The organism is Caulobacter sp. LARHSG274, from assembly GCF_052871235.1.
The window spans coordinates 159,363-185,678 of sequence record NZ_JBIXJO010000004.1; the positions used below are offsets into that span (position 1 = coordinate 159,363).

25 protein-coding genes are annotated in these 26,316 nt (G+C 69.0%); 19 read left to right on the forward strand and 6 right to left on the reverse strand.

Translation table 11 applies throughout. The features are described 5' to 3' along the window. The first annotated feature begins 9 nt into the window (after nt 1-9). The 10 genes from ACIPQB_RS10960 to ACIPQB_RS11005 all read left to right on the forward strand — a co-directional run bounded on the left by ACIPQB_RS10960 (nt 10) and on the right by ACIPQB_RS11005 (nt 8,611). Nucleotides 10-372, forward strand: a complete 363-nt coding sequence (locus ACIPQB_RS10960; RefSeq protein WP_446485255.1) for a nuclear transport factor 2 family protein — start codon at nt 10-12, stop codon at nt 370-372. Nucleotides 373-375: 3 nt separating this feature from the next. Continuing rightward, entirely contained in the window at nt 376-1,746 is a 1,371-nt protein-coding gene (locus ACIPQB_RS10965; protein ID WP_446485256.1) for an ABC1 kinase family protein, read from the forward strand. Nucleotides 1,747-1,888: 142 nt separating this feature from the next. Then, nucleotides 1,889-2,743: a pirin family protein gene (locus tag ACIPQB_RS10970; RefSeq protein ID WP_446485257.1), complete on the forward strand. Its 855-nt coding sequence runs from the start codon at nt 1,889-1,891 to the stop codon at nt 2,741-2,743. Nucleotides 2,744-2,798: 55 nt separating this feature from the next. Then, on the forward strand, nt 2,799-3,269 hold the full coding sequence (locus tag ACIPQB_RS10975) for a PaaI family thioesterase (protein WP_446485258.1): 471 nt from the start codon (nt 2,799-2,801) through the stop codon (nt 3,267-3,269). A 207-nt stretch (nt 3,270-3,476) separates the two neighbouring features. After that, nucleotides 3,477-4,490: a glycosyltransferase family 9 protein gene (locus ACIPQB_RS10980; protein WP_446485259.1), complete on the forward strand. Its 1,014-nt coding sequence runs from the start codon at nt 3,477-3,479 to the stop codon at nt 4,488-4,490. A gap of 60 nt (nt 4,491-4,550) precedes the next feature. Then, the gene (locus ACIPQB_RS10985) at nt 4,551-4,781 is read left to right on the forward strand and encodes an aa3-type cytochrome c oxidase subunit IV (RefSeq protein WP_446485260.1); all 231 of its coding nucleotides are present in this window, start codon (nt 4,551-4,553) and stop codon (nt 4,779-4,781) included. Nucleotides 4,782-4,901: 120 nt separating this feature from the next. Continuing rightward, a complete protein-coding gene (locus ACIPQB_RS10990; protein ID WP_446485261.1) occupies nt 4,902-6,041 on the forward strand; it encodes a Re/Si-specific NAD(P)(+) transhydrogenase subunit alpha in 1,140 nt (379 codons plus the stop codon). Nucleotides 6,042-6,055: 14 nt separating this feature from the next. Further along, nucleotides 6,056-6,823, forward strand: coding sequence for a hypothetical protein (locus ACIPQB_RS10995; protein WP_446485262.1), 768 nt, complete (start codon nt 6,056-6,058; stop codon nt 6,821-6,823). 2 nt (nt 6,824-6,825) lie between these two features. Then, complete coding sequence (locus ACIPQB_RS11000) at nt 6,826-7,161, forward strand: proton-translocating transhydrogenase family protein (protein ID WP_446485263.1); 336 nt, start codon at nt 6,826-6,828, stop codon at nt 7,159-7,161. A 31-nt stretch (nt 7,162-7,192) separates the two neighbouring features. Continuing rightward, nucleotides 7,193-8,611 carry an NAD(P)(+) transhydrogenase (Re/Si-specific) subunit beta gene (locus ACIPQB_RS11005; RefSeq protein ID WP_446485264.1) on the forward strand — a complete coding sequence of 473 codons (1,419 nt, stop codon included), beginning with the start codon at nt 7,193-7,195 and terminating at the stop codon, nt 8,609-8,611. An 81-nt stretch (nt 8,612-8,692) separates the two neighbouring features. Here ACIPQB_RS11005 and ACIPQB_RS11010 read toward each other — a convergent pair whose 3' ends face one another. After that, nucleotides 8,693-9,040, reverse strand: coding sequence for a UrcA family protein (locus ACIPQB_RS11010; protein WP_446485265.1), 348 nt, complete (start codon nt 9,038-9,040; stop codon nt 8,693-8,695). Nucleotides 9,041-9,505: 465 nt separating this feature from the next. Beyond that, nucleotides 9,506-10,213: an ArsR/SmtB family transcription factor gene (locus ACIPQB_RS11015; protein ID WP_446485266.1), complete on the reverse strand. Its 708-nt coding sequence runs from the start codon at nt 10,211-10,213 to the stop codon at nt 9,506-9,508. A gap of 105 nt (nt 10,214-10,318) precedes the next feature. On the opposite strand from ACIPQB_RS11015, the gene ACIPQB_RS11020 reads away from it, so the two are divergent. Next, entirely contained in the window at nt 10,319-11,692 is a 1,374-nt protein-coding gene (locus ACIPQB_RS11020; protein ID WP_446485267.1) for an MFS transporter, read from the forward strand. A 59-nt stretch (nt 11,693-11,751) separates the two neighbouring features. Here the strand turns inward: ACIPQB_RS11020 and ACIPQB_RS11025 are convergent, their stop codons facing one another. Further along, nucleotides 11,752-12,732: an alpha/beta fold hydrolase gene (locus ACIPQB_RS11025; RefSeq protein ID WP_446485268.1), complete on the reverse strand. Its 981-nt coding sequence runs from the start codon at nt 12,730-12,732 to the stop codon at nt 11,752-11,754. Nucleotides 12,733-12,885: 153 nt separating this feature from the next. On the opposite strand from ACIPQB_RS11025, the gene ACIPQB_RS11030 reads away from it, so the two are divergent. Further along, nucleotides 12,886-13,326, forward strand: coding sequence for a MarR family winged helix-turn-helix transcriptional regulator (locus tag ACIPQB_RS11030; protein WP_446485269.1), 441 nt, complete (start codon nt 12,886-12,888; stop codon nt 13,324-13,326). A 106-nt stretch (nt 13,327-13,432) separates the two neighbouring features. Here the strand turns inward: ACIPQB_RS11030 and secA are convergent, their stop codons facing one another. Next, nucleotides 13,433-16,198 (reverse strand): preprotein translocase subunit SecA, encoded by a 2,766-nt coding sequence (gene secA, locus ACIPQB_RS11035; RefSeq protein ID WP_446485270.1) that lies wholly within the window; start codon nt 16,196-16,198, stop codon nt 13,433-13,435. A 309-nt stretch (nt 16,199-16,507) separates the two neighbouring features. Here secA and ACIPQB_RS11040 point away from each other — a divergent pair, with 309 nt between their 5' ends. From ACIPQB_RS11040 to ACIPQB_RS11050, 3 genes are all read left to right on the forward strand, one after another. Further along, a complete protein-coding gene (locus tag ACIPQB_RS11040; protein ID WP_446485271.1) occupies nt 16,508-17,500 on the forward strand; it encodes a peptidyl-prolyl cis-trans isomerase in 993 nt (330 codons plus the stop codon). Then, on the forward strand, nt 17,497-19,014 hold the full coding sequence (gene argJ / locus ACIPQB_RS11045) for a bifunctional glutamate N-acetyltransferase/amino-acid acetyltransferase ArgJ (RefSeq protein WP_446485272.1): 1,518 nt from the start codon (nt 17,497-17,499) through the stop codon (nt 19,012-19,014). The genes ACIPQB_RS11040 and argJ overlap by 4 nt, the downstream gene beginning before the upstream one ends. Nucleotides 19,015-19,187: 173 nt before the next feature. Beyond that, nucleotides 19,188-19,646, forward strand: a complete 459-nt coding sequence (locus ACIPQB_RS11050; protein WP_446485273.1) for a hypothetical protein — start codon at nt 19,188-19,190, stop codon at nt 19,644-19,646. 812 nt (nt 19,647-20,458) lie between these two features. On the opposite strand, the gene ACIPQB_RS11055 is transcribed toward ACIPQB_RS11050, so the two are convergent. Both ACIPQB_RS11055 and ACIPQB_RS11060 read right to left on the reverse strand, forming a co-directional pair. After that, nucleotides 20,459-20,878, reverse strand: coding sequence for an OsmC family protein (locus tag ACIPQB_RS11055; RefSeq protein ID WP_446485274.1), 420 nt, complete (start codon nt 20,876-20,878; stop codon nt 20,459-20,461). A 58-nt stretch (nt 20,879-20,936) separates the two neighbouring features. Then, complete coding sequence (locus tag ACIPQB_RS11060; protein WP_446485275.1) at nt 20,937-21,134, reverse strand: hypothetical protein; 198 nt, start codon at nt 21,132-21,134, stop codon at nt 20,937-20,939. A 255-nt stretch (nt 21,135-21,389) separates the two neighbouring features. Between ACIPQB_RS11060 and ACIPQB_RS11065 the strand changes: the two genes are divergently transcribed. The 4 genes from ACIPQB_RS11065 to ACIPQB_RS11080 all read left to right on the forward strand — a co-directional run bounded on the left by ACIPQB_RS11065 (nt 21,390) and on the right by ACIPQB_RS11080 (nt 26,196). Next, complete coding sequence (locus tag ACIPQB_RS11065) at nt 21,390-22,352, forward strand: acetyl-CoA carboxylase carboxyltransferase subunit alpha (protein ID WP_446485276.1); 963 nt, start codon at nt 21,390-21,392, stop codon at nt 22,350-22,352. Nucleotides 22,353-22,443: 91 nt separating this feature from the next. Then, nucleotides 22,444-23,121, forward strand: a complete 678-nt coding sequence (locus ACIPQB_RS11070; RefSeq protein WP_446485277.1) for a hypothetical protein — start codon at nt 22,444-22,446, stop codon at nt 23,119-23,121. Between the two features lie 106 nt (nt 23,122-23,227). Continuing rightward, entirely contained in the window at nt 23,228-23,659 is a 432-nt protein-coding gene (locus ACIPQB_RS11075; protein ID WP_446485278.1) for a carboxymuconolactone decarboxylase family protein, read from the forward strand. Between the two features lie 311 nt (nt 23,660-23,970). Then, nucleotides 23,971-26,196: a putative bifunctional diguanylate cyclase/phosphodiesterase gene (locus ACIPQB_RS11080; RefSeq protein ID WP_446485279.1), complete on the forward strand. Its 2,226-nt coding sequence runs from the start codon at nt 23,971-23,973 to the stop codon at nt 26,194-26,196. Nucleotides 26,197-26,316 lie beyond the last annotated feature (120 nt).

Consider the following 26,316-nt stretch of genomic DNA (forward strand, 5'->3'; position numbering starts at 1 on the left):
GAGACAGCGATGCCCACCAAGGAACGGCTGGCGGAGTTCATCGCCACCGTCGAGCGCAACGAGCATGTCGAGGCGATCGAACGCTTTTACGCACCGGACGCCTCGATGCAGGAGAACAACGCCCCGCCGCGCGTCGGTCGCGACGTTCTTGTCGCGCACGAGGCGGCGGCCCTGGCGCGCCTGTCGAAGATGGACACCCAGCCCGCCGTCATGGTGCTGCACGACGGCGACAATGTCGTCATCCAGTGGGTGTTCCTGATGACTGACAAGAACGGCGAGACCCTGCGGTTCGAGGAGCTGAGCCATCAGGTCTGGGAGGGCGACAGGATCGTCCGTGAGCGGTTCTTCTACGACTCCCGGCAGTTGCGCTAGGCGATGGCCAGTGATCCCCGCGACCCCGAGCGCGATCGCCTGGCGGGCCGGCTGAGCCGCTTCGCCAAGGTCGGGGCGGGACTGTCGGGGGCCGCGGTCAGCTACGGCGCCAACAGCCTGTTCGGCGGCGACAGCGCCGACGCTCGCAACGCCAAGGCGCTGAAGGCGGCCCTGGGCGGCTTAAAGGGACCGCTGATGAAGGCGGCCCAGATGTTCGCCACGGTTCCCGATCTGCTGCCGCCGGAATTCGCCGCCGAGCTGGGTGAACTGCAGACCAACGCCCCGGCCATGGGCTGGCCGTTCGTCCGCCGACGGATGGCCGCCGAGCTGGGGCCGGACTGGCAGGGGCGCTTTCAGAGCTTCGAGCACGAAGCCGCCGCCGCCGCGTCCCTGGGCCAGGTGCACCGCGCCGTCGGGCCTGACGGCCGCGCCCTGGCGGTGAAGCTGCAATATCCCGACATGCAGAGCGCCGTCGAAAGCGACCTGGGCCAGCTGCGCGCCCTAATCGGCCTGTTCAAGCGCATGGACGGCTCGATCGACCCCAGCGAGATGATCGTCGAGATCGGCGACCGCCTGCGCGAGGAGCTCGACTACGAGCGCGAGGCGCGGCTGATGGCGTTGTATGGCGGGTTCTTCTCGGGCCGCGCCGACATCCGGGTTCCCCAGCCGGTTCCGTCGCTGTCGACCCGGCGGCTGCTGAGCATGACCTGGCTGGAGGGCCGGGGACTGTTGGCCTTTAAGGACGCCCCGCAGGAGACCCGCGACCGCATCGCCGCCCTGCTGTTCGAGGCTTGGTGGAGCCCGATGACCCGGCTGGGGATCATCCACGGCGATCCGCACCTGGGCAACTACACCTTCGGCGGGCCGGAGGGCGGAGACAGTGCGGCGCACCTGAACCTGCTCGACTTCGGCTGCATCCGCATCTTTCCGCCGCGCTTCGTGGCCGGGGTGGTGCGGCTCTATCGCGCCCTCTCGAACGACGACCGGGCCGAGCAGGTCGAGGCCTATCGCAGCTGGGGTTTCGCCAACCTCACCGACGAGCTGGTCGAGGTGCTCAATGTCTGGGCCCGGTTCATCTACGGCCCGCTGCTGGACGACCGGGTGCGCACCGTGGCCGATGACGTGCCCCCCGGCGAGTACGGCCGCCGCGAGGCTTTCAAGGTCCGCCAGGCCCTGAAGGCCAAGGGGCCGATCACCATCCCCCGCGAGTTCGTGTTCATGGACCGCGCCGCCATCGGCTTGGGAGCGGCCTTTCTGCACCTGGGCGCGCGGCACAACTGGAAAGCTCTGTTCGAGGCTTCGCTGGAGGGCTTCTCGGAAGAGGGGCTGGCCCAGCAGCAGGCGGCGGTGTTGAGCGCGGCGGGAGTTTCCTGATCTCCTCCCCCGTAAAACGGGGGAGGTGGCCGCGAAGCGGACGGAGGGGGCGTCCGGCCGCCGCACGAGGCCCCCTCCGTCACGATGCGTATTCGCATCGCGCCACCTCCCCCGCTATGCGGGGGAGAAGAAGGAGCTGCATATGACCCCTCGCACCCTCAAGCGCCTCCACCCCGCCCAGCGCGACGACATCGGCGACCTGACCACGCGACGGCCATTGCCCGGTCCGGGGCTGCCGCAGCTGGACCCGTTCCTGTTCCTCAATCATCACGGTCCGCAGACCTATCCGCCGCACAATCGCGGCCTGCCGTTCGGGCCGCATCCGCATCGTGGCTTCGAGACCGTGACCTTCATTCTCGAAGGCGAGCTGTCGCACCTCGACAGCGGCGGCCATGAAAGCATCATCGGCCCGGGCGGCGTGCAGTGGATGACGGCCGGCAGCGGCCTAGTCCACGCCGAGCTGTCGCCGGCCAGCTTCAAGGCCGCAGGCGGACCGCTGGAGATCCTGCAGCTGTGGGTCAATTTGCCGAGCCGGCTGAAGATGACCACACCGAATTATCTGGGCATGCAGGGCGGGGATATCCCAAAGGTCGAGGCGGATGGCGCGACGGTTGAGGTCGTCTCCGGCCAGGTCGCCGGCGTCGCAGGGCCGTTCCCGTCGCTGACCGGCGTCGAGATGAGCGTCGTGCGGCTGGTCCCCGGCGGGACCCTGAGCGTGCCGGTCGCTCCGGGCCGCACGGTGTTCCTCTACGTCGTCTCGGGCGAGATCGCCGTGGATGACCGGCGCGCGCCGGCCTGGAATCTTATCGAGCTGAACGACGACGGCGACGCGGTGGCCTTCGACGCCCCGTCCGGCGCCGTGGCGCTGCTGGGTCATGCCGAACCGATCGGCGAGCCGGTCTTCGCCCATGGCCCGTTCGTGATGAACACCCGCGAGGAGATCGTCCAGGCGATCGACGACTACAACGCCGGCAAGTTTGGAACCGTGCCTGGCTAAGGACCCACCCCCGCGTCGCCCTTGTCACGGGTCAAACGCTCGTTAGACTTTACCGATGTCCGACGATTTTACCCAAGCCTCCGCCGCCATTCCGGAGGGCTACAGCCTGCTCGACTGGCCGCGTGGCTTTGGCCGACGGATCGGGCCGCTATACGACCGGCGCCGGGGACCGGGTGAGGCCTGGCTGGGGTTCCGCGTCGAGGAGCACCACGTCAACAGCCTGGGCAATTGCCACGGCGGCATGCTGATGAGCTTCGCCGACATGGCCTGGGGCCGGATCATCTCGCTGCGGATGTCCTACAGCTGGGCGACCGTGCGGCTGAACTGCGATTTCCTGTCCGCCGCCCAGCTGGGCGACTTCGTCGAGGGCGACGGCGAACTGCTGGCCGAACAGGACCGGGTGTTCACCGTGCGCGGCCGTGTCTGGGTCGGCGAGCGGACCCTGATGACCGGCACGGGGATCTTCAAGGCCCTGTCGCCCCGCCCGCCCCGGCCAGGCGAGCTGGCCTATGCGGCGGAGGGCTGAGCCGTGGCCGACGACCACAGACCCGCCGCCCTGCTGGCGCGCTTCCATCGCGACCGGCCGCCGGCTCTCGGACGGGGATAGGATTTGCCACCCGATCTCCGACGTTCTATCCGTCGTTCTGGCCGAACGCGGAGCCGAATGCAGCGAAACGGCCCGTGAGCGTGACGTTGGCGGGCCTTTGCCGAGAAGGCGGAATATTAGGTCGGAATGAACGCCGAGAAGCCGCCCCAGGGCCCCGTCCTCGTTTACGCGCCCGACCGCGGCATCGGCGATCTGATGTGGCACCTGCCGACGTTCCGGGCCATCGCCGCCCGGGCGACGGAGGGGCAGGTGGTGCTGGCCGCCCGCCCGTCCAGCCGTGCGGCCGAGGTGCTGGCGGTCGAGCCGTCGATCAGCCGGGTGATCTATGCCAAGCACTTTTCCGGGCCGCTGAAAGGCCCCAAGGAGGTCGTCGACTTCTGGCGGATCTGCCGCGAGGTGAAGCCCCGCGCGGTGTGGATCCTGGAGAAGATCGGCCGTCCGGCCCAGGCCGCCTGGCTGGCCGGCGTGCCGGAGCGGCGAGGTTTCGGCCTCGGCCATGCAAGCCAGGAGCGGTGGCTGCAAGGCCCGTTTTTGCCCAAGGTCATGCGGCCGGCCCATCGACTGGAGAAGCTGGCGGCCTTCGAGACCCTGCACGGCCTGAAGGTCGATAGCCGCGAACCGGGCCTGCTGCTCGATCCCAAGGCGGTGGCGGCCGTACAGGCGCGGTTCGGCGGCCGGCCGGGCCCCTGGCTGGTGCTCGGGGTCGGGGCCAGCGAGCCGGCCCGCACCTGGCCCGCCGAACGTTTCGCCGCCGTCTCGCAAGCCCTCGCCGACCTGTTCCCGACCGTGTTCTGGCTGGGCGGCCCCAATGATGCGTCCCGGGCGGCGGCGGCGATGCCCACAACCGGCCGCGACGTCCTGGCCTGCGACCTGCCGCTGGACCAGGCCGCGGCCCTGATCGCGCTGTCGGCCGGATTCCTGGGCAATGATTCCGGGCCGTTGAACGTCGCCGCCGCGGTGGGGCGCCCCGCTATCGGCCTGATGGGCACCAGCCCCGTCCCGGCCTATTCGCGCTGGCTCACTCGGCTGGACGGCGGGGAGGGCAGGATCGCCGATATTTCGGTCGAACAGGCCCTCGAAACTGTTCGAACGCGGTTCACTCAGGAGCAATGGTCCAATCGCGACATCCCGGCCGCTTGAGCCAGCGCGCCGCACGTTGTAAGTCGCCCGGCGTAATCTCCTCCCACTCAGGACAGACACATGGCCGGCGACTATCACCGCGGTGAAATGGATATCCACGAACAGGCCGCGACCTTCGAGGGTTTTGGCAAGTTCACCAAGTGGGGCTCGCTGGCGATCGCCGTCCTGCTGCTGACCATCACCCTGTGGTTCTGCACCCCGGCCGGCTTCATCGGCGGCGTGGCCCCAGGAATCGTACTGGCGATCCTTGGCGTGCTGTTCCTGCGCGAAAAGCCCGCCGCGGCCCACTGACACCGGTGGACATCGGTATTTCTTTGCCTCTTCCCCGAGCGCAAGGCTCGACATCGGGCAAGAATATCCCCTAGAGAGACGCGCAAGCTTGTCTAAGCAAACAGCGCTCTTGGGAGGGGTATGCCGATGGCCGTCATCGCCGTCACGAAAGAGACCCGCGGGGGTGAGACCCGGGTCGCCGCCACGCCCGAGACCGTCAAGAAACTGGCCGCGGCCGGTTTCTCGGTCGTGGTCGAGGCCGGGGCGGGGATCGCGGCCTCTTACCCCGACGCCGACTACGAGGCGGCCGGCGCGACCCTGGCCAAGACGGCCAAGGCGGCCCTGAAGGACGCCGACGTCCTGTTCAAGGTCCGCGCCCCCGAGGCCGCCGAGATCGCCGCCCTGAAGAAGGGCGCGATCGTCGCCGCCGCGCTCAATCCGCACCAGGACAAGGATACGCTGGAGGCCCTGGCCAAGGCCGGCGCCAGCGCCTTGGCCATGGAGTTCATCCCGCGCATCACCCGGGCCCAGGTGATGGACATGCTGTCCTCGCAGGCCAATCTCGCCGGCTATCGGGCCGTGATCGAGGCGGCCGAGGCCTATGGCAAGGCCCTGCCGATGATGATGACCGCCGCCGGCACCATCGCCGCGGCCAAGGTGTTCGTCATGGGGGTGGGCGTCGCCGGCCTGCAGGCCATCGCCACCGCCCGCCGGCTGGGCGCGGTGGTCACCGCCACCGACGTGCGTCCCGCCACCAAGGAGCAGGTTGAATCCCTGGGCGCCAAGTTCCTCGCCGTCGAGGACGAGGAGTTCAAGAACGCCCAGACCGCCGGCGGCTACGCCAAGGAAATGTCCAAGGAATACCAGGCGAAGCAGGCCGAGCTGATCTCCGCGCACATCGCCAAGCAGGACATCGTCATCACCACGGCCCTGATCCCCGGTCGTCCGGCCCCCAAGCTGGTCAGCGCCGAGCAGGTGGCCTCGATGAAGCCGGGCTCGATCATCGTCGACCTGGCCATCGAGCAGGGCGGCAACGTGGTCGGCGCCAAGCTCGGCGAGACGGCGGTCACGGCCAACGGCGTCAAGATCCTGGGCATCCCCAACCTGCCCGGCCGCATCGCCACCGACGCCTCGGCCCTCTACGCCCGCAATCTCGTCGCCCTGTCGACCCTGTTCCTGAACAAGGAAGGCGTCTTCGCCCCCGACTTCGAGGACGAGATCCTCAAGGCGGCCCTGGTCACCCAGGGGGGAGCGGTGGTTCATCCGAGCCTGCAGGGATGAGACGACTTCTCGTCTTGAGCGCTGTGCTTGGGCTGGCGGGCGCTGGCGCGGCGTCGGCCGAGCCCAACCCGCTTGTCCAGGCCTACGGCGCCGGCTTGGTGATCGACCAGGTCGATATCGCGGTCGTGGACGGTGTGATCACCACCAATAGCGACGTCGAGGCCTATGAATACGTGACCAAGCTGGCTCCGGCCGAGCAGAAGGCGCGCTTCGAGCGCTTTGTCGCCGATCGGCCGATGTCGAAGGACTTGGCCGCCGAGCGCTTGGCCGAGTTCCTGATCAGCGAGAACGTCCGGTCGCGCCTGGGCGGGACCAATGCGCCCGCCGGCGCCCGCCATCTGACGCTGTCCCTGAAGGTCGACGAAGCCAGTTTCCCCGCCTCGCCGAAGATGCCGTTGGTCCCGGCCTTGCCAATCCTGGAGCCGAAGCTGGCGGCCGATTTTATTCTCCGCGACGCTGCCTCGGGCGCGATGCTGGCTCAGGGGCGGATCCTGGACAGCACCGGCTCGCCCCAGGACATGGTGGACGCTAAGGCGCGCAACGGCCTCGTCTACAAGAAGATGGGCATGAACCTGCATTTCCAGGTTCTGGCGGGCGCTGGCAACGCTTTGGGGCGTAACCTCGAAACCCTGATGCGCACCGATCCCTTGCCTACGGGGTTCGTTGAAACCAATCGCTTCTCCGTCGGCACAGCCATTCCGGTCACCGTCAAGGAGGGCTACCGGCACGCCCGGTTCCAGATCCAGCTCGCCATGCCGATCGCCACTTCACAGGAGCCCTGACCATGGAAGCCGTCGACCCCACCGTGTTCCGCCTGGCGATCTTCGTGCTCGCCATCTTCGTGGGCTACTACGTCGTCTGGAGCGTGACGCCCGCCCTGCACACGCCGCTGATGGCGGTGACCAACGCCATCTCGTCGGTGATCATCGTCGGGGCCCTGCTGGCGGCGGCCGCCCACGGGGCGCACGCCGACCTGGCCGGCGGCGCGGTCAGCGGCTCGACCTGGATCTCCAAGGGGGCCGGCGCGATCGCCGCCGCCTTCGCCGCGGTCAACATCTTCGGCGGCTTCCTGGTCACCCAGCGGATGCTGGCGATGTACAAGAAGAAAGAAAAGAAGTGAGCCGCGGTCAGGTCCTGGGGGAAATCACATCATGAACGCCAATCTCGCCGCCATCCTCTACATCGTCTCCGGGGTGCTGTTCATCCTGGCCCTGCGCGGGCTGTCGAGCCCCGTGACCAGCCAGGCGGGCAACCGCAACGGCATGATCGGCATGGCCATCGCCATCCTGACCACCCTGGCCACCCTGTGGAAACAGGGGGCGCTCGACCCGGTGACCATCGGCCTGATCCTCGGCGGCGTCGCCATCGGCGGCACGGTCGGAGCGGTGATCGCCCGCAAGGTGGCCATGACCTCGATGCCGCAGCTGGTGGCGGCTTTCCACAGCTTGGTCGGCATGGCCGCCTGCCTGGTGGCGGTGGCGGCGATCTACACCCCCGCCGCCTACGGCATCGTCAACGCCCAGGGCCACATCCACCTCAACAGCCTGATCGAGCTGTCCCTGGGCCTGGCGATCGGCGCGATCACCTTCACCGGCTCCGTCATCGCCTTCGCCAAGCTGAACGGCAACATGGGCGGCGCGCCGATCCTGCTGCCGGCCCGCCACCTGCTCAACATCGTCATCGCCGCGGCCATCGTCGCCCTGGTGGTGGTGCTGGTGGTCAGCGGCGGCCACGCGATCTGGGCCTTCTGGGGGATCTTCGCCCTGAGCCTGCTGATCGGCGTCACCCTGATCATCCCGATCGGCGGGGCCGACATGCCGGTCGTGGTCTCGATGCTGAACAGCTATTCGGGCTGGGCGGCGGCGGCCCTGGGCTTCACGCTGGAGAACACCACGCTGATCATCACCGGGGCCCTGGTCGGCAGCTCGGGCGCGATCCTGTCCTACATCATGTGCAAGGGCATGAACCGGTCGTTCGTCTCGGTGATCCTCGGCGGCTTCGGGGCCGACGCCGCGGCGGCCGGTCCCGGCGGCAAGGTCGAGACCCGTCCCGTCAAGCAGGGCTCGGCCGACGACGCGGCCTTCATCATGAAGAACGCCAGCAAGGTGATCATCGTCCCGGGCTACGGCATGGCGGTGTCCCAGGCCCAGCACGCCCTGCGCGAGATGGCCGACCACCTGAAGGCCGAGGGCGTCGAGGTCAAGTACGCCATCCACCCGGTCGCAGGCCGCATGCCCGGCCACATGAACGTGCTGCTGGCCGAGGCCAACGTGCCCTATGACGAGGTGTTCGAGCTGGAGGACATCAACAGCGAGTTCTCGAGCGCCGACGTGGCCTTCGTGATCGGCGCCAACGACGTCACCAACCCGGCCGCCAAGACCGACCCGACCAGCGCCATCTTCGGCATGCCGATCCTCGACGTCGAAAAGGCCCGCACGGTGCTGTTCGTCAAGCGCGGCATGAGCAGCGGCTATGCCGGGGTCGAGAACGAACTGTTCTTCCGCGACAACACCATGATGCTGTTCGGCGACGCCAAGAAGATGGTCGAGGGGATCGTCAAGGGGCTGTAGGGCTTCCCAAGGCGGCTGCTTTTCAAGGAAAGGCCCCGGACCTCCTGTCCGGGGCCTTTTGCTTTTTACATTCCGCGTCCCTCAGCGGGCGGCGACCGCCATGGGGCTGGCGCGGGACGCCATGCGCAGGCTTTGACGCTGGTGATCGGACAGTTGCGACATGACTTGCCGGCGGGCCGCGATCTTGCAGCCGGCCATGGTGAACCCGCCCTGGGCGTTGGCCAGCGCCATGTCGTGGCAGAGCTTTTCGCTGGCGGCGTTGACCCGGGTGGCCAGCTTGGCCGCGTCAGCGGGGGTGGCGAGGTTCAGGTCCGCCAGCTCGATGCGTGCGCTGGGTTCGGCGGCGGGGGTGGGCTGAGCGAGGCCCGAGGCGGGGGCGACGGTCAGGATCAGGGCGGCGGCGGCCGCGAGGCGGGTGAACTTGCGCATTGGAGTTGTCCCTCAATTGGCGCTTGGTCTCCCAGTCGCGAGCGGATTACTCCTGTATTTGTGGAAATGCGCGTTCATTCGAATTTCTGAAGTGAAAGTGACCGAAAATAGTTTTAAGTATATATATTGATATTGTGGATATGATGTATCGCAAATCGTGTGGTTGTATTTGTCGAATAGTTAAGCTGAAAATCCCGTGGTCGGGAATCGCGAACGAGCCTCAGAGCGTGCACCGGGTGGTTTCGGTCCACAGGTCGATTTCCGTTGATGGCCCGCGCCCAACGTCATTTCGGGTCAACCTCTAGGAGCTGTGGACAGTTAGGCGTTTGGCGACCGTGGGCCGCCCTCGTCCTTCGACAAGCTCAGGATGAGGGCTACTTTACAGGGCGGTTCAGTAGAATTCCTCATCCTGAGCTTGTCGAAGGACGAGGAATTCGGCCCAAGATCATCAACTGTCCACAGCTCCTAAGCCGCCTGCAGCCCCTCGACGCCCTCCAGGTCGACCCCCAGCCGGGTCCGCAGCTCCTCGCGGCCGCGTGTCGTCAGCCGGGCCGCACGGCTGCCGGCCACGGTCTCGATCCAGCCCAAGGCCACAAGGCGGCTCAGCAGGGCCACGCCGAGCGGGCCGGCCAGGTGGTGGCGGCGCTCGGTCCAGTCCAGGCACTGGCGGGCCAGGCCGCGCTTGGACCGCGAGGGCTCGGCCTCGACGCCGAGGTCCTCGAACCAGGCCTGGCCGGCCGCGGTGACCGCATAGAGCTTGTCGGCGGCCGGGACCAGCAGGCCGCGGCCGACCAGGGCGTCGGTCACCGCGATCCCCAGCCGTCCGGCCAGATGGCCGTAGCAGCAGCGGCCGTCGCGCAAAGCCCGGGCCTGGGGCAAGCGCGGCTGCTCCAGCGAGCGGACCGGGGCGGCCAGCAGGGCCAGGGATTCCAGGGCGTGGGCGACCTCGGCGTTGGCCAGGCGATAGTAGCGGTGGCGACCCTCGCGCTCGACCGTCACCAGCCCGCCGTCGACCAGCCGCGCCAGATGGTTGCTGGCGGCCTGGGCGGTCAGGCCGGCGGCCCAGGCCAGGGCGCCGGCCGGATGGGCCCGGCCGTCCATCAGGGCCTGCAGCATGGCCGCGCGGCCGGGATCGCCGATCAGGGCGGCCGGGGAGGCGATATTGGGTTCCATGGCTGACTCCGCGCTTTGATCGCGGACCGAAGATAGGCGTTATCGGACGACGTTGCTTCAGCCGTCGATGTAACATTCCGCGTCGGCCTCGACCAAGATCGCCGCATGACCCAGACCCGCCCCGCCAAGCTGCCGCTGATCCTGGCCGCCGCCAGCTTCGGCTTCACGATCGTCCAGCTGGACGTGACCATCGTCAATGTCGCCCTGGCCGCCATCGGCCGCGAGTTCTCCGCCCCGACGGCCGGGCTGCAATGGGTGGTCGACGCCTACGCCCTGCTGCTGGCGGCGCTGCTGCTGTCGGCCGGGACCTTGGGCGACCGGTTTGGGCCGCGGCGGGTGTTCCTGGCCGGGCTGGCGCTGTTCGCCGTCTCCTCGGCCGCCTGCGGCCTGGCGCAGGACGTGGCCCAGCTGATCCTGTCGCGCGCCGTGCAGGGCGCCGCCGCCGCCCTGCTGGTGCCGCCGTCTCTGGCCCTGATCGCCCACGCGGCGGCGGGCGACGACAAGGCGCGGGCCTGGGCGGTGGGCTGGTGGACGGCGGCCGGCGGGGTGTCGATCGCCGCCGGACCGGTGATCGGCGGCCTGCTGATCGGAGCCCTGGGCTGGCGCTGGGTGTTCCTGGTCAACCTGCCGCTCTGCCTGGCCGGGGCGGCCATGACCCTGGCCTTCGTGCCCGAGATCCCGCCGCGCGAGAAGCGGCCGCTGGACCTGCCGGGCCAGGCCCTCGGCTTCCTGGCCCTGGCCGGACTGGTGGCGGCGATGATCGAGGGCGGCCATCGCGGCTGGGGCGGCCCGCTGACCTTGGGCCTGCTGGTCGCCGGCCTGGCGGCGGCGGCCGCCTTCCTGGCGGTCGAGGCCAGGTCCGCCCACCCGGCCGTGCCGCTGGCGACGTTCCAGGCGCGCCGGGTGTGGTCGGCGGTGGTGGTCGGGGTGTCGGTGAACTTCAGCTATTACGGGGTGATCTTCGTGCTCGGCCTGTTCCTGCAGCGATCGGCGGGCTACGGGGCGGTCCAGGCCGGCCTGGCCTTCCTGCCGCTGACGGCGACCTTCATCGTCTCCAACCTGCTCAGCGACCGGATCGCCGCCCGGTTCGGCTCGGCGCGGACCATGGCCGGCGGCCTGCTGGTCGGCGCCGTCGGCTACGTCCTGACCAGCCGGCTGTCGGCCGACAGCGCCTATTGGGCGATGGTTCCCGGCTTCCTGCTGATCCCGGCAGGCATGGGCCTGGCAGTGCCGGCCATGACCAGCGCCCTGCTGGCCAGCGTCGACCGCCACGAGTCGGGGACGGCCTCGGGCGTGCTCAACGCCTGCCGCCAGGCCGGCGGCGCGGCCGGCGTCGCGGTGATGGGCGCGCTGGCGGCCGGCGGTCCCGAGCGGATCGCGGCGGGGCTGCGGGTTTCGGGGCTGATCGCGGCTGTGGTGCTGCTGGGCGCGGCCTGGGTGGCCGGGCGCAGCGAAAGCCGACAGTCGGTCGCCGCCTAGGCGAGGCGCGAAAAAGACGCCCGCACGAGGGCGGACGTCTTCCTCGGTTCTTAGCGGACTTAGGCCTTGAAGAAGGCCAGCAGGTCCTTGTTGATGAGCTCGGCGTGGGTCGAGGCCATGCCGTGCGGCAGGCCCGGATAGGTCTTCAGCGTGCCCTTCTTGAGCAGCTTGACGGCCAGGTGGGCGCTGTCGGCGATCGGCACGATCTGGTCGTCCTCGCCGTGCATGACCAGGACCGGCACGTCGATCTTCTTCAGGTCGTCGGTGAAGTCGGTCTCGGAGAAGGCCTTGATGCAGTCGTAGTGGGCCTTGGCGCCGCCCATCATGCCCTGGCGCCACCAGTTGTCGATCAGGCCCTGGCTGACCTTCGCGCCGGGACGGTTGAAGCCGTAGAACGGGCCGGCCGGCAGGTCCTGGAAGAACTGCGAGCGATTGGCGGCCAGGGCGCTGCGGATGCCGTCGAACACCTCGATCGGCAGGCCGCCCGGATTGGCCGCCGTCTTCAGCATGATCGGCGGCACCGCGCCGACCAGCACGGCCTTGGCGACACGGCCGGGCTGGGCGCGGGCCACATAGTGGGCGACCTCGCCACCGCCGGTCGAGTGGCCGACATGGATGGCGTTCTTCAGGTCCAGATGGGCCACGACGGCGGCGACGTCGGCGGCGTAGGTGTCCATCTCGTTGCCGGTGTCGGTCTGGGTCGAGCGCCCGTGGCCGCGGCGGTCATGGGCGACGACGCGATAGCCCTGGGCCAGGAAGAACAGCATCTGGGCGTCCCAGTCGTCGCTGCTCAGCGGCCAGCCGTGGTGGAAGACGACCGGCTGGGCGGTCTTGGGGCCCCAGTCCTTGTAGAAGATCCGCGTCCCGTCCTGGGTGGTCACATAGCCGTCGCCCGGCGCGGCCTTGGCGCCGGAGGTTTTTTGTCCCGCGGGAGCGGCGGCCTGGGCCGAGGCGGAGGTGGCGGTCGCGGCCGCCGCAGCGGCGAGGCCGAGGCTGGCGGTCATCACGTTGCGGCGCGAGGCGGTGTTCGTCTGGCTCATCTCGATGTCCCTCAATGATTGCTGCGATATTCGTTATCGCGATATCGATATGGCTAGGGCGTCCGCGGCGATCTGTCCAGCAAAATCTTTATCGCGATACCATTTTTTGTGGTATGCAACTGCCGAGGGCTCTCCCCCGTGAGGACTATCGCCGTGCCTATCCCGTTGGACAACCAGATCTGCTTCACACTGTACGCCACCAGCATGGCGATCACCCGCACCTACAAGCCGATGCTCGACGCCATGGGGATCACCTATCCCCAGTACCTGGTGCTGAGCGTGCTGGGCGAGGCCACGGACAAGGACGGCGGCGCGACGGTCGGGGCGATCGCCCATCGCCTGTCGCTGGAGTCCAGCACGATCACCCCGCTGGTGAAGCGTCTGGAGCAGGCCGGGCTGGTCACCCGCCAGCGCAGCACGGAGGACGAGCGCCAGGTGCAGGTCCGCCTGACCGAGGCCGGCCGGACCCTGCTGCAGCAATGCGACTGCCTGGGCGAGACCCTGGTGGCCAAATCGGCCATGACCATGGAGCAGCTGGACGCGCTGAACCGCCAGATCCAGGCGATGCGCGCGGCGCTGGTGGAAAACCCATAGGTCCCTTTCCTTCCCGACGAGGGGGAGGAAAGGAAATCAGAAATCGAAAACGCCCGCCCCGGTCTCCCGGAGCGGGCGTTTCCGTAATCACCAGGCGCTTCAGGGCCTAAACCAGCGCCCCGTGGCAGTGCTTGAACTTCTTGCCCGAGCCGCAGGGGCAGGGGCCGTTGCGGCTGGTGTGCTCCCAGCCGTCGGGCAGCAGGGTGACCGGCAGGGCCTCGCGCTGCTCGGGCGACAGGCCCTCGGGCAGGACGCCGGCGGTGGCGACGTTCTCGCCGGTCAGCGGGTCGAGATGGACCTCGACCAGGCCCTCGGGCGAATGCAGCGGCTCGGGCTCGGCATAGGCGATCTCGACCGTCATCAGCCAGCGGGTGGTGTTGGTGCGCAGGTCGCCCAGCAGCTTCTCGAACAGCGAGAAGGCCTCGGTCTTGTACTCGTTCAGCGGGTCGCGCTGGCCGTAGCCGCGCAGGCCGATGACGTTGCGCAGGTGGTCCAGGTGCATCAGGTGCTCGCGCCATTGCAGGTCGATCATCTGCAGCAGGAAGCTCTTTTCCACCGAGCGCATCTGATCGGGGGTGATGATCGCCTCGCGCTCGGCGGCGTGGGCGTCGGCGGCCTTGTTGATGCGCTCGCGCATCTCCTCGTCGCCGATGCCTTCCTCGGCGGCCCAGTCTTTCAGCGGCAGCTGCAGGCCCAGAATCGCCTGGACGCGCTCGTCCAGCCCCTCGATGTCCCACTGCTCGGCATAGGCCTTGGGCGGCATGTAGCGGGCGACGAAGTCGTCGACCACGTCGTGGCGCATCTCGGTGATGATCTCCGAGAGGTCGGTGGCCTCCATGAACTCCTGGCGCTGCTCGAACACGGCCTTGCGCTGGTCGTTGACGACGTCGTCGTACTTCAGGAGGTTCTTGCGGATCTCGTAGTTGCGCTGCTCGACGCGCTTCTGGGCGGTGGCGATGGCGTTGTTCAGCCACTTGTGGGTGATCGCCTCGCCTTCCTGGACGCCGAAGGTGCGCATGATCGCGTCCAGGCGCTCGCCGGCGAAGATCCGCAGCAGGTCGTCCTCGCACGACAGGAAGAACTTCGAACGGCCCGGGTCGCCCTGGCGGCCGGTGCGGCCGCGCAGCTGGTTGTCGATGCGGCGGCTTTCGTGGCGCTCGGTGCCGAGCACGAACAGGCCGCCGGCCGCCAGGGCCTGGGCCTTGGCTGCGGCGATCTCGGTTTCCAGCTCGACGCGCTGGGCCAGTTCGTCCTCGTGGGTCGGGGTGATCCCAAGGCCCTTCTGCTGCTGGCGCCAGTTGGCCAGGCGCATGTCGACATTGCCGCCCAGCTGGATGTCGGTGCCGCGGCCGGCCATGTTGGTGGCGATGGTCACCGCCCCCGGCACGCCGGCGTCGGCGACGATGCCGGCCTCCTGCTCGTGGAAGCGGGCGTTCAGCACCTGGTGCGGGATGCCCTTGTGCTTCTTGCCCTCATGCTCCCAGTCGTAGGTCGACAGCAGCCTGGACAGCTCCTCCGACTTCTCGATCGACACCGTGCCGACCAGGATCGGCTGGCCGCGGGCGTGGCAGTCGGCGATCTGCTTGAGGATCGACAGGTTCTTCTCGCGCTCGGTGCGATAGACCTCGTCGTCGTCGTCGATGCGCATCACCGGCCGGTTGGTCGGGATCTCGCTGACGCCCATCTTGTAGATGTCGTCGAATTCCTGGGCCTCGGTCGCGGCCGTGCCGGTCATGCCCGACAGCTTCTTGTAGAGGCGGAAATAGTTCTGGATGGTCACCGAGGCCAGGGTCTGGTTCTCGGGCTGGATGTCGGCGCCTTCCTTGGCCTCGATGGCCTGGTGCAGGCCTTCCGACAGCCGGCGGCCGCTCATCATCCGGCCGGTGAACTCGTCGATCAGGATCACCTCGCCGTCCTTGACGATGTAGTCCTTGTCGAGCGTGTAGAGCACATTGGCCCGCAGGGCCTGGTTTACGTGGTGCACGACCGAGATGTTGGCGGCGTCGTAGAGGCCGGCGGTGTCCTCGGCCAGGTGGCCGCCCGCCATCAGGATCTCTTCGATGCGCTCCTGGCCGTCCTCGGTGAGGATGACCTGCTTCTGCTTCTCGTCGTGGTCGTAGTTGGTCTTGTCCTTGATCAGCTCCTTCACGAGCAGATCGATGGTCTTGTAGAACTCGCTGCGGTCCTCGGTCGGGCCGGAGATGATCAGCGGCGTGCGGGCCTCGTCGATCAGGATCGAGTCGACCTCGTCGACGATCACGAAGTGGTGGCCGCGCTGGACCATCTCCTCGACGCTGTAGACCAGGTTGTCGCGCAGGTAGTCGAAGCCGAACTCGTTGTTGGTGCCGTAGGTGATGTCGCTGCGATAGGCGCGCTGGCGCTCGCCCTGGCTGAGGCCGTTGACGATCACCCCGTAGGTCAGGCCCAGGAAGTTGTGGATCTGGCCCATCCACTCGGCGTCGCGCCGGGCCAGGTAGTCGTTGACGGTGATGACGTGGACGCCCTTGCCCTCGAGCGCGTTGAGATAGGTGGGCAGGGTGGCGACCAGGGTCTTGCCTTCGCCGGTGCGCATCTCGGCGATGCCGCCGCCGTGCAGCACCATGCCGCCGACCATCTGCACGTCGAAGTGGCGCATGCCCAGCACGCGTTTGGAGGCCTCGCGGACCACGGCGAAGGCCTCGGGCAGCAGGTCGTCGAGGGTCTCGCCCTTTTCCAGCCGGGCCTTGAACTCGATGGTCTTGGCCTTCAGCGCCTCGTCGGGCAGCGCGGCGTATTCCGGCTCCAGGGCGTTGATCCGCGCGACCTTGGCGGACATCGCCTTGACCTTGCGTTCGTTGGAAGAGCCGAAGAGCTTTTTGGCGAAGCCGAGCATGAATAGGGAATCCGGAGCGTGTCTGTGAGGCCGGCGCTAGGGCTTTGAGGCCTTCACTACGGTAAAATCGAGGCGTCGAAGCTGGCGAAAACCGGCTTCTGGCGTGCGCGCGGAGACTTAAGCACCGACCCTGCGGGTGTCAACGCGAGCCGGACGGGTCGGTTCGCTGGAAACGCGGCCGGGCGGGGCCTGTCGCCTGCCCGCTTTCGGCTTCCGGCGCGATTTCCGACCGGCGTCGCGAAGCTGTTTCCTCTTGGCCCGAAACCGCGCTAGAGCGCTCTTCGAGAGTCAGCCGGAGATCGGCCACCGATGAATATGGGTAAGCCTCGCGCGTACGGCGTCGCCGTCGCCATCGTCCTGAGCCTGCTGGTCGCCGCCTGCGGCCGCGACAAGGCCGACGAGCGGCCGCCCGAGCCGGGCGACACCGCCGTGGCCAAGGTCGACGGCCACACGGTCTGGGCTTCGGACGTCAAACGCGAGGCGGTGGCCCAGGGCCTGATCAGCGAGGGCGATCCGCTGGACATCGGCTCGGACCTGTTCCGCCAGCGCCTGGACGAGGTGATCGACCAGAAGCTGCTGGCGACCGAGGCCCTGAAGCAGAAGCTGGACAAGGACCCGGTGGCCCAGCGCCGCCTGGCCGCGGCCCGCGAGCGGATCCTCGGCGACATGCTGGTCGAGAACGTCGTCGAGAAGGCGGTCAACGAGAACGCCATCCGCGGCCTCTATGCCGAGCAGCAGAAGCTGGCCGAGCGTTCGGAGGAGGTCCGGGCGCGCCAGATCCTGGTCGCCAGCCAGGCCGACGCCGAGGCGGTCAGGAAGCTGCTGTCGACCGGGGCCTCGTTCGACGCCCTGGCCATGGAGCGCTCGACCGACCCGGAGACCCGCTTCAAGGGCGGCGACCTGGGCTATTTCACCGTCGACGTGATGCCGCCCGCCTACGCCGCGGCCCTGAAGGACGCCAAGAAGGGTGACCTGGTCGGCCCGTTCCAGACCGAGGGCGGCTGGGCCGTGCTGCGGGTCGAGGACAAGCGCCTCGAGGAGCCGATCACCCTGGAGGCCGCCCGGCCGCAGATCGTCCGCTTCCTGACCTATGACCAGGTCCGCGACCTGCTGGAGAAGCTGCGCGGCGGCGCCAAGATTCAGATGCTGACCGGCAAGCCCCAGGACGTGCCCGGCGCGCCCCAGGAGCCGGCCTCGGCCCCGCCCGGCTCCGACAAGCCCGACGCCGCCAACCCGCCCTCCGACCTCGACGCCGCCCCGCCGGCCTCGGCCCCCGCCGCCCCAGCTCCGGCCAAGAAATGACCCGCAAGCCCGCCAAGCCGACCGCCCCGAAGAAGTCCAAGGCCGCGCCCGCCAAGCCCGCCGCCGCGACCGCCGCCCCGACTCCGGCCGAGATCGTCGGCCAGGTCGGGGCCAGCGTCGGCCAGACCCTGGAACGGGCCCTGGACCCGCTGACCGCCGCCCTCAAGCGCGCCGGCCTGCGCCGGGCCGAGAAGGCCGCCGGCCAGTTCTCGCCGGCCGCCGCCTCGCCCGAAGCCGTCCAGGCCGCTAAGGCGAGCGCGCCGGCGCCGGGCAAGCCGGGCCTGGCGGTCTCGCCCCTGGCCGTGCCGTTCCCGACCATCCCGCCGATCGCCGGGGTCGAGATCGCCACCGGCCGGGCCGGCTTCTACAAGCACCAGCGCGAGGACCTGCTGCTGATGCGCTTCGCCGAGGGCACCAGCTGCGCCGGGGTGTTCACCCGCCACGGGGTCGGCTCGGCCCCGGTCGACTGGTGCAAGCGCCAGCTGGCCGCCAGCAAGGGCGAGGACGTCCGCGCCCTGGTGGTCAACGCCGGCTGCGCCAACAGCTTCACCGGCAAGCCGGGGGCCGACGCCGTGCGCCGGGTGGCCACCGCCGTGGGCAAGCGCTTCGACTGCCGCCAGCGCGACGTGATGATGGCCTCGACCGGGGTGATCGGCGTCATCCTCGACGACAGCAAGATCACCTCCAACCTGCGCCTGGTGGAGGCCGGCCTGACCGAGGACGCCTGGGCCGGCGCGGCGGCGGCGATCATGACCACCGACACCTTCCCCAAGGGCGCCTACGCCACGGCGACGATCGACGGCCACGAGGTTCGGATCGCCGGCATCTGCAAGGGTTCGGGGATGATCGCGCCCGACATGGCCACCATGCTGGCCTTCGTCGCCACCGACGCGGCCATCGCCCCGGCCGCGCTGCAGACCCTGGTCAGCCTCTATACCCGCACCACCTTCAACTGCGTGACCGTGGACGGCGACCGCTCGACCAACGACACCCTGCTGCTGTTCGCGACCGGCCAGTCGTCGGCGCCGCGGATCGCCCGGGCCGGCGACCGCCGCCTGGCCGACTTCCGCGAGAAGCTGGAGGCGGTGCTGCTGGACCTGGCCCTGCAACTGGTCCGCGACGGCGAGGGGGCGACCAAGTTCGTCAAGATCACCGTCAACGGCGCCGAAAGCCCGCTGTCGGCCCGCAAGATCGCCCGCACCATCGCCGAGAGCCCGCTGGTCAAGACCGCCTTCGCCGGCGAGGACGCCAACTGGGGACGGATCGTCATGGCGGTCGGTCGGGCCGACGAGCCGGTCAATCGCGAGAAGATCAACGTCCGCTTCGGCGACCTCTACGCCGCCCGCGACGGCCTGGTCTCGGCCGACTATGACGAGGCGGCGATGAGCAAATACGTCAAGCGGGCCGAGTTCGAGGTCAGCGTCGACGTCGGCGTCGGCAAGGGCTCGGCCACGGTCTGGACCTGCGACCTGACCAAGCAATATGTGGCGATCAACGGGGATTACCGGTCCTAGCATCGCCCTATACCGCTCAATATAGGCACCGCTCATCCCCGCGAATGCCGGGACCCAGATGGAATGGCTTTGAGGCTGACGCCAATAGCGCTGAGCCCGTCCAACCAGCCAGACCGTTATGGGATCTGGGTCCCGGCATTCGCCGGGATGAGCGGGTTTAAAAGGGGTAAGCCATGTCTGTCCTAGCCCTCCACGACGTCGCCGCCGCCTGCCGCGAGGCCGGCTATGTCGTCGACGAGATCGACAACGGCCTGGAGGTCTCCGGCGCCGAGGACGGCGGGGCCTTCTACCTGTTTCCGCAGAACGATTGGCTGCAGGTGCGCTGCCAGGTCCTCGACCAGGCCGACCTCGACCAGGCCCGCAGCCTGGACGCCCTGTTCGAGACGATCGCCCGCGCCCAGTTCCGGCTGATCGGCTGCCGCTTCGGCTTCGACGTCCTGACCGGCCTGTGGCTGGTCGAGGACCTCTATCCCGGCTTCGAGCCCGACCGCCTGCCCGCCGTGCTGGAACAGCTGGCCTTCGTCTGGACCTCGCTGGCCGATGTGCTCGACGTCGCCCTGAAGGGAACGGTCGTGGATGAGACGGCCCTCGACGCGGCGTTCGAACTGGAACCGGCCGAACGACCTCACTAGCGGCGAAGTTATCCACAGCCTCGTGATCTCCCTTCCCCCTCGATGGGGGAAGGGCCGGGGATGGGGGTGGAAGCGGTTCAGGATGGATCGCAGGCGCGGAAGCTGTCGCAGGCGGCTTCGGACCTGTGAGTTATCCACAGCCCCCTTCATCCGTCTCCCCGGCGAAGGCCGGGGTCCAGATCGAACCCTGAGCGCTGGTCGTCCGGCCACCGTCGGCGGGCGCGTCATCCCCAGACGCTCAGGCTGAATCTGGACCCCGGCCTTCGCCGGGGAGACGGGGAAAAGTGGGGAAAGCCGCGTCTATCCCCGCTGTTCGCGAAACAGACTTGCGTAAAATCAACCACTTACAAGAAAACGCAGGTTTCCGATCCCCACCGTCCAGGACGGCCGCACACTGGCGGCATGACCCAACCTTCCTTCCCCGCCTGGTGCGAGACCCTGCAACTCAAGCTCATGGCCGCCCTCGACGCGGTCTGGGCGACCCTGGAGACCAGCGATGATCCCGCTGAGATCCGAAAGGCCCGCGACAAGGCCAAGGCCTGCGGCGAGCTAGCCTCAGTGGTCCGCAAGGTCGCGACCATGACCGGCCAGGCCCGGGCCAAGCCGGCCGTCGAAGCGCCGGAACCGGCCCTCGCGGTTCCAGCGACGGCGCCCGCCGCGGCCGTGGCCCAGGTCTCGGCCCAGGTCGAGCATGCGGTTCGGGCGCTGGAGAAGCTCAAGGGCCGGCGGCGCGCGGTTCTGAGGATTTCCCTTCTCCCGCAAGGGGAGAAGGGAAGCCGCGCGCCCGCTCAGCACCCGCCGGACCGAGAGGCCTATTTCGCGACGGTGGTCACCACCGTCGAGCCGGCCGTCAGCATCTTGTGCACGGGGCACAGCTCGGCGATCTCGAACAGCCGCAGGCGCTGGGCGTCGTCGAGGTCGCCGCCCAGGGTCAGCACGCGGCTGAAGATGTCGGCGGGCAGGGCGGCCGGGTCGCGCCGCCAGGTCACCTCGACATGCACCGCGCCCAGCGGCCAGGCCTTGCGCTGGGCGTAGAGGCGCAGGGTCTGGGTGGTGCAGGCCGCCAGGCCGGCGGCGACCAGGTCGTGCGGGGTGGGGCCGAGGTCGAGGCCGCCCTGCGACGGCGGCAGGTCGGCGGCCAGGCGCGAGGGGCCGGCGGCGACCAGGATCTGCACGCCGCCATGGCCGCTGTCGTCGGCGCTGGCGGAGGGGCGGGCGAGGTCGGGTGTCATGGCGGGCTCCAGAGGCTGGCTGGACTTGCTAGCCTGAAGCGGAGCCGGCTGGAAGGGATCAGGCCGCGGCCTGCCGTGCGCTGACGTCGAACAGCCGGGTCGCGCCGCGCCACACCTCGACCAGGTCGCAGCCGCGGTGCACGCCGATCAGCTCCTCGGCGCGGCGGCGCGCGGCGGTGTCGTCGGGGCAGGGGGTGACGTCGAAACGCGGCACCGAACCATCGGGCTGGACGCAGAAGAAGGTGAACACCTGCATGGGAACATCCGTTCGCATCAGGCGGGACCGGGTCCATATTCGATGGGCGGGGCCGCGAGCGCCGGCCTTGTTTCTGGGCCGACCAGGACGGATATAGGCGATCTTGACGGTTTTAACCAGAGATCACGCGTTTTTAATCCGGACTCTCCTGTGGGCGAATCCCCCGCGAGCGGGGAAGGTTCCAAACCGGCTTCCCCTTTTGGCTATCGCGCTCTAGGTTCGCCACCTTTCCGCAACGGCGACGTTAAGAGACTCATGGCCGCGCATTATCTCGACTTCGAGCGACCCATCGCCGATCTGGAAAGCAAGATCGAGGAGCTGTCCAAGCTCTCCGAGACGGCTGGCCCCGGCGCGTTCGACGGCGAGATCCAGGCCCTGCGAGACCGCGCCCAGCAGCTGCGCAAGGAAGCCTATGCGGGCCTGGACGCCTGGCAGAAGACCATGGTCGCCCGCCATCCCGAGCGGCCGCACCTGAAGGACTACATCGCCGGCCTGATCGACGAGTTCGTCGAGCTGCGCGGCGACCGCAAGTTCGCCGACGACCAGGCGATCGTCGGGGGCCTGGGCCGGTTCCGCGGCATTCCGGTCGTGGTCATGGGCCATGAGAAGGGCCACGACACCACCACCCGCCTGAAGCACAATTTCGGCATGGCCCGGCCCGAGGGCTACCGCAAGGCCGTGCGGCTGATGGACATGGCCGAGCGCTTCAACCTGCCGGTCATCACCTTCGTCGACACCGCCGGCGCCTATCCGGGCCTGGGGGCCGAGGAGCGCGGCCAGGCCGAGGCCATCGCCCGCTCGACCGAGCGCGGCCTGGTGCTGGAGACGCCGATGGTCGCCACCATCGTCGGCGAGGGCGGCAGCGGCGGGGCCATCGCCCTGGCCGGCGCCAACAAGGTGCTGATCCTCGAGCACTCGATCTATTCGGTGATCTCGCCGGAGGGCGCGGCCTCGATCCTGTGGCGCGACGGCGCCCGGGCCAAGGACGCGGCCAGCAACATGAAGATCACCGCCCAGGACCTGATCCAGCTGAAGATCGTCGACCGCATCGTCGATGAGCCGGCCGGTGGGGCCCATTCCGATCCGGCCGCCGCCATCGAGGCCGTCGGCGACGCGGTCGAGGACGAGCTGAAGGCGCTGATGAAACTCTCGGCCTCGGACCTGAAGAAACAGCGCGCGGCGCGGTTCTACGCCATCGGCCGCGAGGGGCTGCAGTAGGGCGTTTCATCCAGCGCAAAGCTCAACGTGGCGGTTGACGCGCGCTGTCTGGAATTCCATCCTGAATTGTAAGAGCAATTGGGGGAAGATCATGAACCGTCGTGCAACGCTGGCCCTTGCATTCGCCCTGGCCGCCGTCGGCGTCGCCGGCGAGGTCCGGGCCGAGGATCCGTCCGCCGCGGTGATCGAGGGCCTGACCTCGACCCTGCCCGGCGGGGTGATCAGCATCCAGGCCGACCCCGTCCTGTCGAGCGGCCGGCTGGTCCTGCGGGTGGTGGCCCTCAACCGCGGCGGGGCCCCCGCCGCCTTCAGCGACAAGGACATCCAACTCTACACCGCCGCCGGCCAGCCGGTGGCTCTGCTGTCCTTGCAGACCCTGATCGCCGAGGTCTCCAAGCCGTCCGGACCGGTCGGCGGCGCTCCGACCAACTATGGCGGTCCGGCCCTGGCCACGGGCCAGGACGGCCGGCTGGACGTCAGCGGCTTCTCGGGCGCCAACAATGCGGTGGCGGGCGGCCTGACGACCCAGACCCAGGCGCAGATCGCCTCGTCCGGCCGCAAGCTCAGCAAGGCCGACCAGGCCCAGGTCGACGCACTGCGGGCGGCGATCCTGCAGCCGATCCAGATCGCGCCCGGCCAGGCGGCCGGCGGCCAGATCGTCAGCGAAAAGCTGAAGTTCGACCGCAAGGCGCCGCGGGACCTGAAGCTGGTGGTGCATTTCAACGGCGAGACCCACGGCTTCGCCTTCACCGCGCCGCCGGCCCGCTGAGCGAGGGAGGCCAGGCGAATTTTTCTCGCCGGCCATGTCACGCCCGGCCGCGCCGCCTCGTCCTGTTCCCGAAGCCCGACCGTCGGGCAAGATCGAGGACAAGACCATGAGCGACACCGCCGCCTTCCGCCACGACCTGAACGTCCCCGCCGTGCTCCAGGCCTTCATCGCCGCCGAGGGCGCGGTGGCGGCCGCCGATATCGACAAGCACCTGTTTCACCTGGTCAAGCTGCGGGCCTCGCAGATCAACCAGTGCGCCTTCTGCGTGAAGATGCACACCAAGGAGGCGCGTCAGGACGGCGAGACCAACGACCGGCTGGATCGGCTGGTCGTTTGGCGTCATGTCTCGGACTTCACGCCCCGCGAGAAGGCCGCCTTCGCCTGGACCGAGGCCCTGACCGAGCTGTCGCCCAAGACCGACTTCGCGCCGCTGCGGGCCGAGCTGCGGGCCCACTTCACCGACGTCGAAGCCAGCGCCCTGACCGCGGCGGTGGGGATGATCAACCTGTGGAACCGGCTGCAGGTGTCGGGGCACTAGGCGGGATGGTGAGGCTGCCGACGCCGTGACGCCCCCTCCGTCACGATGCGTATTCGCATCGCGCCACCTCCCCCGCGATGCGGGAGGAGGAGAGGTCAGCCTTCTCCTCACCCGCGTAGCGGGGGAGGTGGCGCGTCGCCGCTTGGCGACGTGACGGAGGGGGCGTCACGCCGCTAACCGACCACGGTAAACACCCTCGCAAGCACTGTGACGCGCCCGTGAAGTTTTCGCGAAATAGCAGCGCTTCCGCCCGCCGATTAGCCAGTCGTTAGGCGGGAAATGGTCCCTCCGGCCGCGAGTGGAGGCGTTGCATGTTCACCCTGCGAGACACCGTTTCATCCCTGGCCCCGGCCCGGGCCGACGATCTGGGCAAGACCCTGTACGAGCGGTTCCGCGAGGAGCCCGACACCCTGATCGTGCCGGTGCTCGACGACGAGGACCGGCCGATCGGCCTGGTCGAGCGCAACGCCTTCTTCCTGCGCATGGCCGCCGAATACGGCCGGGCCCTTTACGCCCTGCGGCCGATCTCGGTGCTGATGGACGCCGCCCCGCTGATCGTCGAGGCCGATGTCGAGCTGGCGGCCTTCACCAGTGACAGTCTGTCCTACCGCGCCTCGAACCTGCTGCGCGGCTTCATCGTCACCGACGGCGGGCGCTATCTGGGGGTCGGCACGGTGCTGGGCCTGCTGCAGGCGGCCAACGAGACCAACCGCCGGGGCGTCGAGGCCCTGGCCGCGGCCAAGGCCAGCGCCGACCAGGCCCGCACCTTCATGACCGCGGTGGTCGAGGCCATCCCCTCGATGGTGTTCGTCAAGCGGGCCGACGATCACGCCTATGTCCTGCTCAACCGGGCCGGCGAGAAGATGCTGGGCCACGCCCGCGACGAGATGATCGGCCGCACCGACGCCGACTTCTACCCCGCCGAACAGGCCGCCATCTACCGTCGGCGCGACGCCGAGGTGATCTCCTCGGGCGAGGTGCGGGTGATCGAGGAGGACCAGGTGCCGCGTAAGGACGGCTCGGTGGCCCTGCTGCGCACCAAGAAGATCGCCATTCCCGGCCCCGACGGCCGGCCGGAATATCTGCTGGGCGTCTCCGAGGACATCGCCGAGCGCAAGCGGGCCGAGGCCCAGATCGCCCGCCTGGCTCACTACGACCCGCTGACCGACCTGCCCAACCGGCTGCTGTTCCAGAAGGACCTGGCCGCCGCCCTGGCCCGGGCGGCGCGGCGCGAGGACATGGTGGCGGTGCACTGCATCGACCTCGACCGCTTCAAGACTGTCAACGACACCCTGGGCCATCCGATCGGCGACGCCCTGCTGAAGACGGCGGCCGAGCGGCTGCGGGCCTGCGCCGGCGACGGCGACACCGTCGCCCGGCTGGGCGGCGACGAGTTCGCGGTGGTGCAGACCGGCCTGACCGACCTTGCCGAAGCCACCCGCCTGGCCGGCCGCATCGTCGAGGCCCTGGCCGAGACCTTCGCGCTGCAGGGCCACCAGGTGACCATCGGCGGCAGCGTCGGGGTGGCCGTGGCGCCCAATGACGGGGCCGGCAGCGACGAGCTGCTCAAGAAGGCCGACATGGCGCTCTATCGCGCCAAGGGCGACGGCCGCGGGACCTTCCATTTCTTCGAACGGGCCATGGACGAGCAGCTCCAGGCCCGCCGGGCCCTGGAGTTGGACCTGCGCCTGGCCCTGGCCGAGGGCCAGTTCGCCTTGCACTACCAGCCGCTGTTCAGCTTCGGCGCCGACCGGGTGATGGGCTGCGAGGCGCTGCTGCGCTGGAACCATCCCACCCGCGGCATGGTCTCGCCCGCCGACTTCATCCCGCTGGCCGAGGAGATCGGCCTGATCGTTCCGCTGGGCGAATGGGTGCTGCGCGAGGCCTGCCGCGAGGCGGCCGGCTGGCCCGGCCACGTGCGCCTGGCGGTCAACCTGTCGCCGGCCCAGTTCCGCGACAGGCAACTGGTGTCCACCGTGGTCTCGGCCCTGGCGGCCTCGGGCCTGGCCGCCGAGCGGCTGGAGCTGGAGATCACCGAGTCGGTGCTGCTACAGGACACCGCCGGCAACATGTCGATCCTGCACGACCTCAAGGCCCTGGGCGTGCGGATTTCGATGGACGACTTCGGCACCGGCTATTCCAGCCTGAGCTATCTGCGCAGCTTCCCGTTCGACAAGATCAAGATCGACCAGACCTTCGTGCGCGACATTCTCGACGACGCCGACGCCCTGGCGATCATCAAGGCCGTGCTCGACCTGGGCGCCAGCCTGGGCATCACCACCACGGCCGAGGGCGTGGAGACCGTGGAGCAGCTGGACGAACTGCGCCGCCAGGGCTGCGGCGAGATCCAGGGCTACTTCATCAGCCGCCCCAAGCCGGCGGCCGAGATCGCCGCGATGCTGGGGGTGGTCGTCCAGAGCGGCGACAGGGCCCCCGTGATCGCCTTCTCCCAGCGGGAGAAGGAGGGGCCCGCGCCGCAGGCGTGGGAGGATGAGGGGGTTCTGAGCTCGACGGCGTGCCGGCAGAGCGGTTCGTGAAGGCTGGGGACAGGCGCATGCGCCTGTCCCCGTCCCGATCCCTCCGTCTGGATTTATCCCCGGCCTTTCGGCCTTCACCCCTAGCCTCGCGCCGCGATCTTCGCCACACAGCGGCCATGC

Bases quoted from the DNA above. Each gene is read 5' to 3' on its own strand.
- ACIPQB_RS10960 (WP_446485255.1), top strand. From the start codon at position 10: ATGCCCACCAAGGAACGGCTGGCGGAGTTCATCGCCACCGTCGAGCGC.
- ACIPQB_RS10965 (WP_446485256.1), top strand. From the start codon at position 376: ATGGCCAGTGATCCCCGCGACCCCGAGCGCGATCGCCTGGCGGGCCGG.
- ACIPQB_RS10970 (WP_446485257.1), top strand. From the start codon at position 1,889: ATGACCCCTCGCACCCTCAAGCGCCTCCACCCCGCCCAGCGCGACGAC.
- ACIPQB_RS10975 (WP_446485258.1), top strand. From the start codon at position 2,799: ATGTCCGACGATTTTACCCAAGCCTCCGCCGCCATTCCGGAGGGCTAC.
- ACIPQB_RS10980 (WP_446485259.1), top strand. From the start codon at position 3,477: ATGAACGCCGAGAAGCCGCCCCAGGGCCCCGTCCTCGTTTACGCGCCC.
- ACIPQB_RS10985 (WP_446485260.1), top strand. From the start codon at position 4,551: ATGGCCGGCGACTATCACCGCGGTGAAATGGATATCCACGAACAGGCC.
- ACIPQB_RS10990 (WP_446485261.1), top strand. From the start codon at position 4,902: ATGCCGATGGCCGTCATCGCCGTCACGAAAGAGACCCGCGGGGGTGAG.
- ACIPQB_RS11000 (WP_446485263.1), top strand. From the start codon at position 6,826: ATGGAAGCCGTCGACCCCACCGTGTTCCGCCTGGCGATCTTCGTGCTC.
- ACIPQB_RS11005 (WP_446485264.1), top strand. From the start codon at position 7,193: ATGAACGCCAATCTCGCCGCCATCCTCTACATCGTCTCCGGGGTGCTG.
- ACIPQB_RS11010 (WP_446485265.1), bottom strand. From the start codon at position 9,040: ATGCGCAAGTTCACCCGCCTCGCGGCCGCCGCCGCCCTGATCCTGACC.
- ACIPQB_RS11015 (WP_446485266.1), bottom strand. From the start codon at position 10,213: ATGGAACCCAATATCGCCTCCCCGGCCGCCCTGATCGGCGATCCCGGC.
- ACIPQB_RS11020 (WP_446485267.1), top strand. From the start codon at position 10,319: ATGACCCAGACCCGCCCCGCCAAGCTGCCGCTGATCCTGGCCGCCGCC.
- ACIPQB_RS11025 (WP_446485268.1), bottom strand. From the start codon at position 12,732: ATGAGCCAGACGAACACCGCCTCGCGCCGCAACGTGATGACCGCCAGC.
- secA (WP_446485270.1), bottom strand. From the start codon at position 16,198: ATGCTCGGCTTCGCCAAAAAGCTCTTCGGCTCTTCCAACGAACGCAAG.
- ACIPQB_RS11040 (WP_446485271.1), top strand. From the start codon at position 16,508: ATGAATATGGGTAAGCCTCGCGCGTACGGCGTCGCCGTCGCCATCGTC.
- argJ (WP_446485272.1), top strand. From the start codon at position 17,497: ATGACCCGCAAGCCCGCCAAGCCGACCGCCCCGAAGAAGTCCAAGGCC.
- ACIPQB_RS11050 (WP_446485273.1), top strand. From the start codon at position 19,188: ATGTCTGTCCTAGCCCTCCACGACGTCGCCGCCGCCTGCCGCGAGGCC.
- ACIPQB_RS11055 (WP_446485274.1), bottom strand. From the start codon at position 20,878: ATGACACCCGACCTCGCCCGCCCCTCCGCCAGCGCCGACGACAGCGGC.
- ACIPQB_RS11060 (WP_446485275.1), bottom strand. From the start codon at position 21,134: ATGCAGGTGTTCACCTTCTTCTGCGTCCAGCCCGATGGTTCGGTGCCG.
- ACIPQB_RS11065 (WP_446485276.1), top strand. From the start codon at position 21,390: ATGGCCGCGCATTATCTCGACTTCGAGCGACCCATCGCCGATCTGGAA.
- ACIPQB_RS11070 (WP_446485277.1), top strand. From the start codon at position 22,444: ATGAACCGTCGTGCAACGCTGGCCCTTGCATTCGCCCTGGCCGCCGTC.
- ACIPQB_RS11075 (WP_446485278.1), top strand. From the start codon at position 23,228: ATGAGCGACACCGCCGCCTTCCGCCACGACCTGAACGTCCCCGCCGTG.
- ACIPQB_RS11080 (WP_446485279.1), top strand. From the start codon at position 23,971: ATGTTCACCCTGCGAGACACCGTTTCATCCCTGGCCCCGGCCCGGGCC.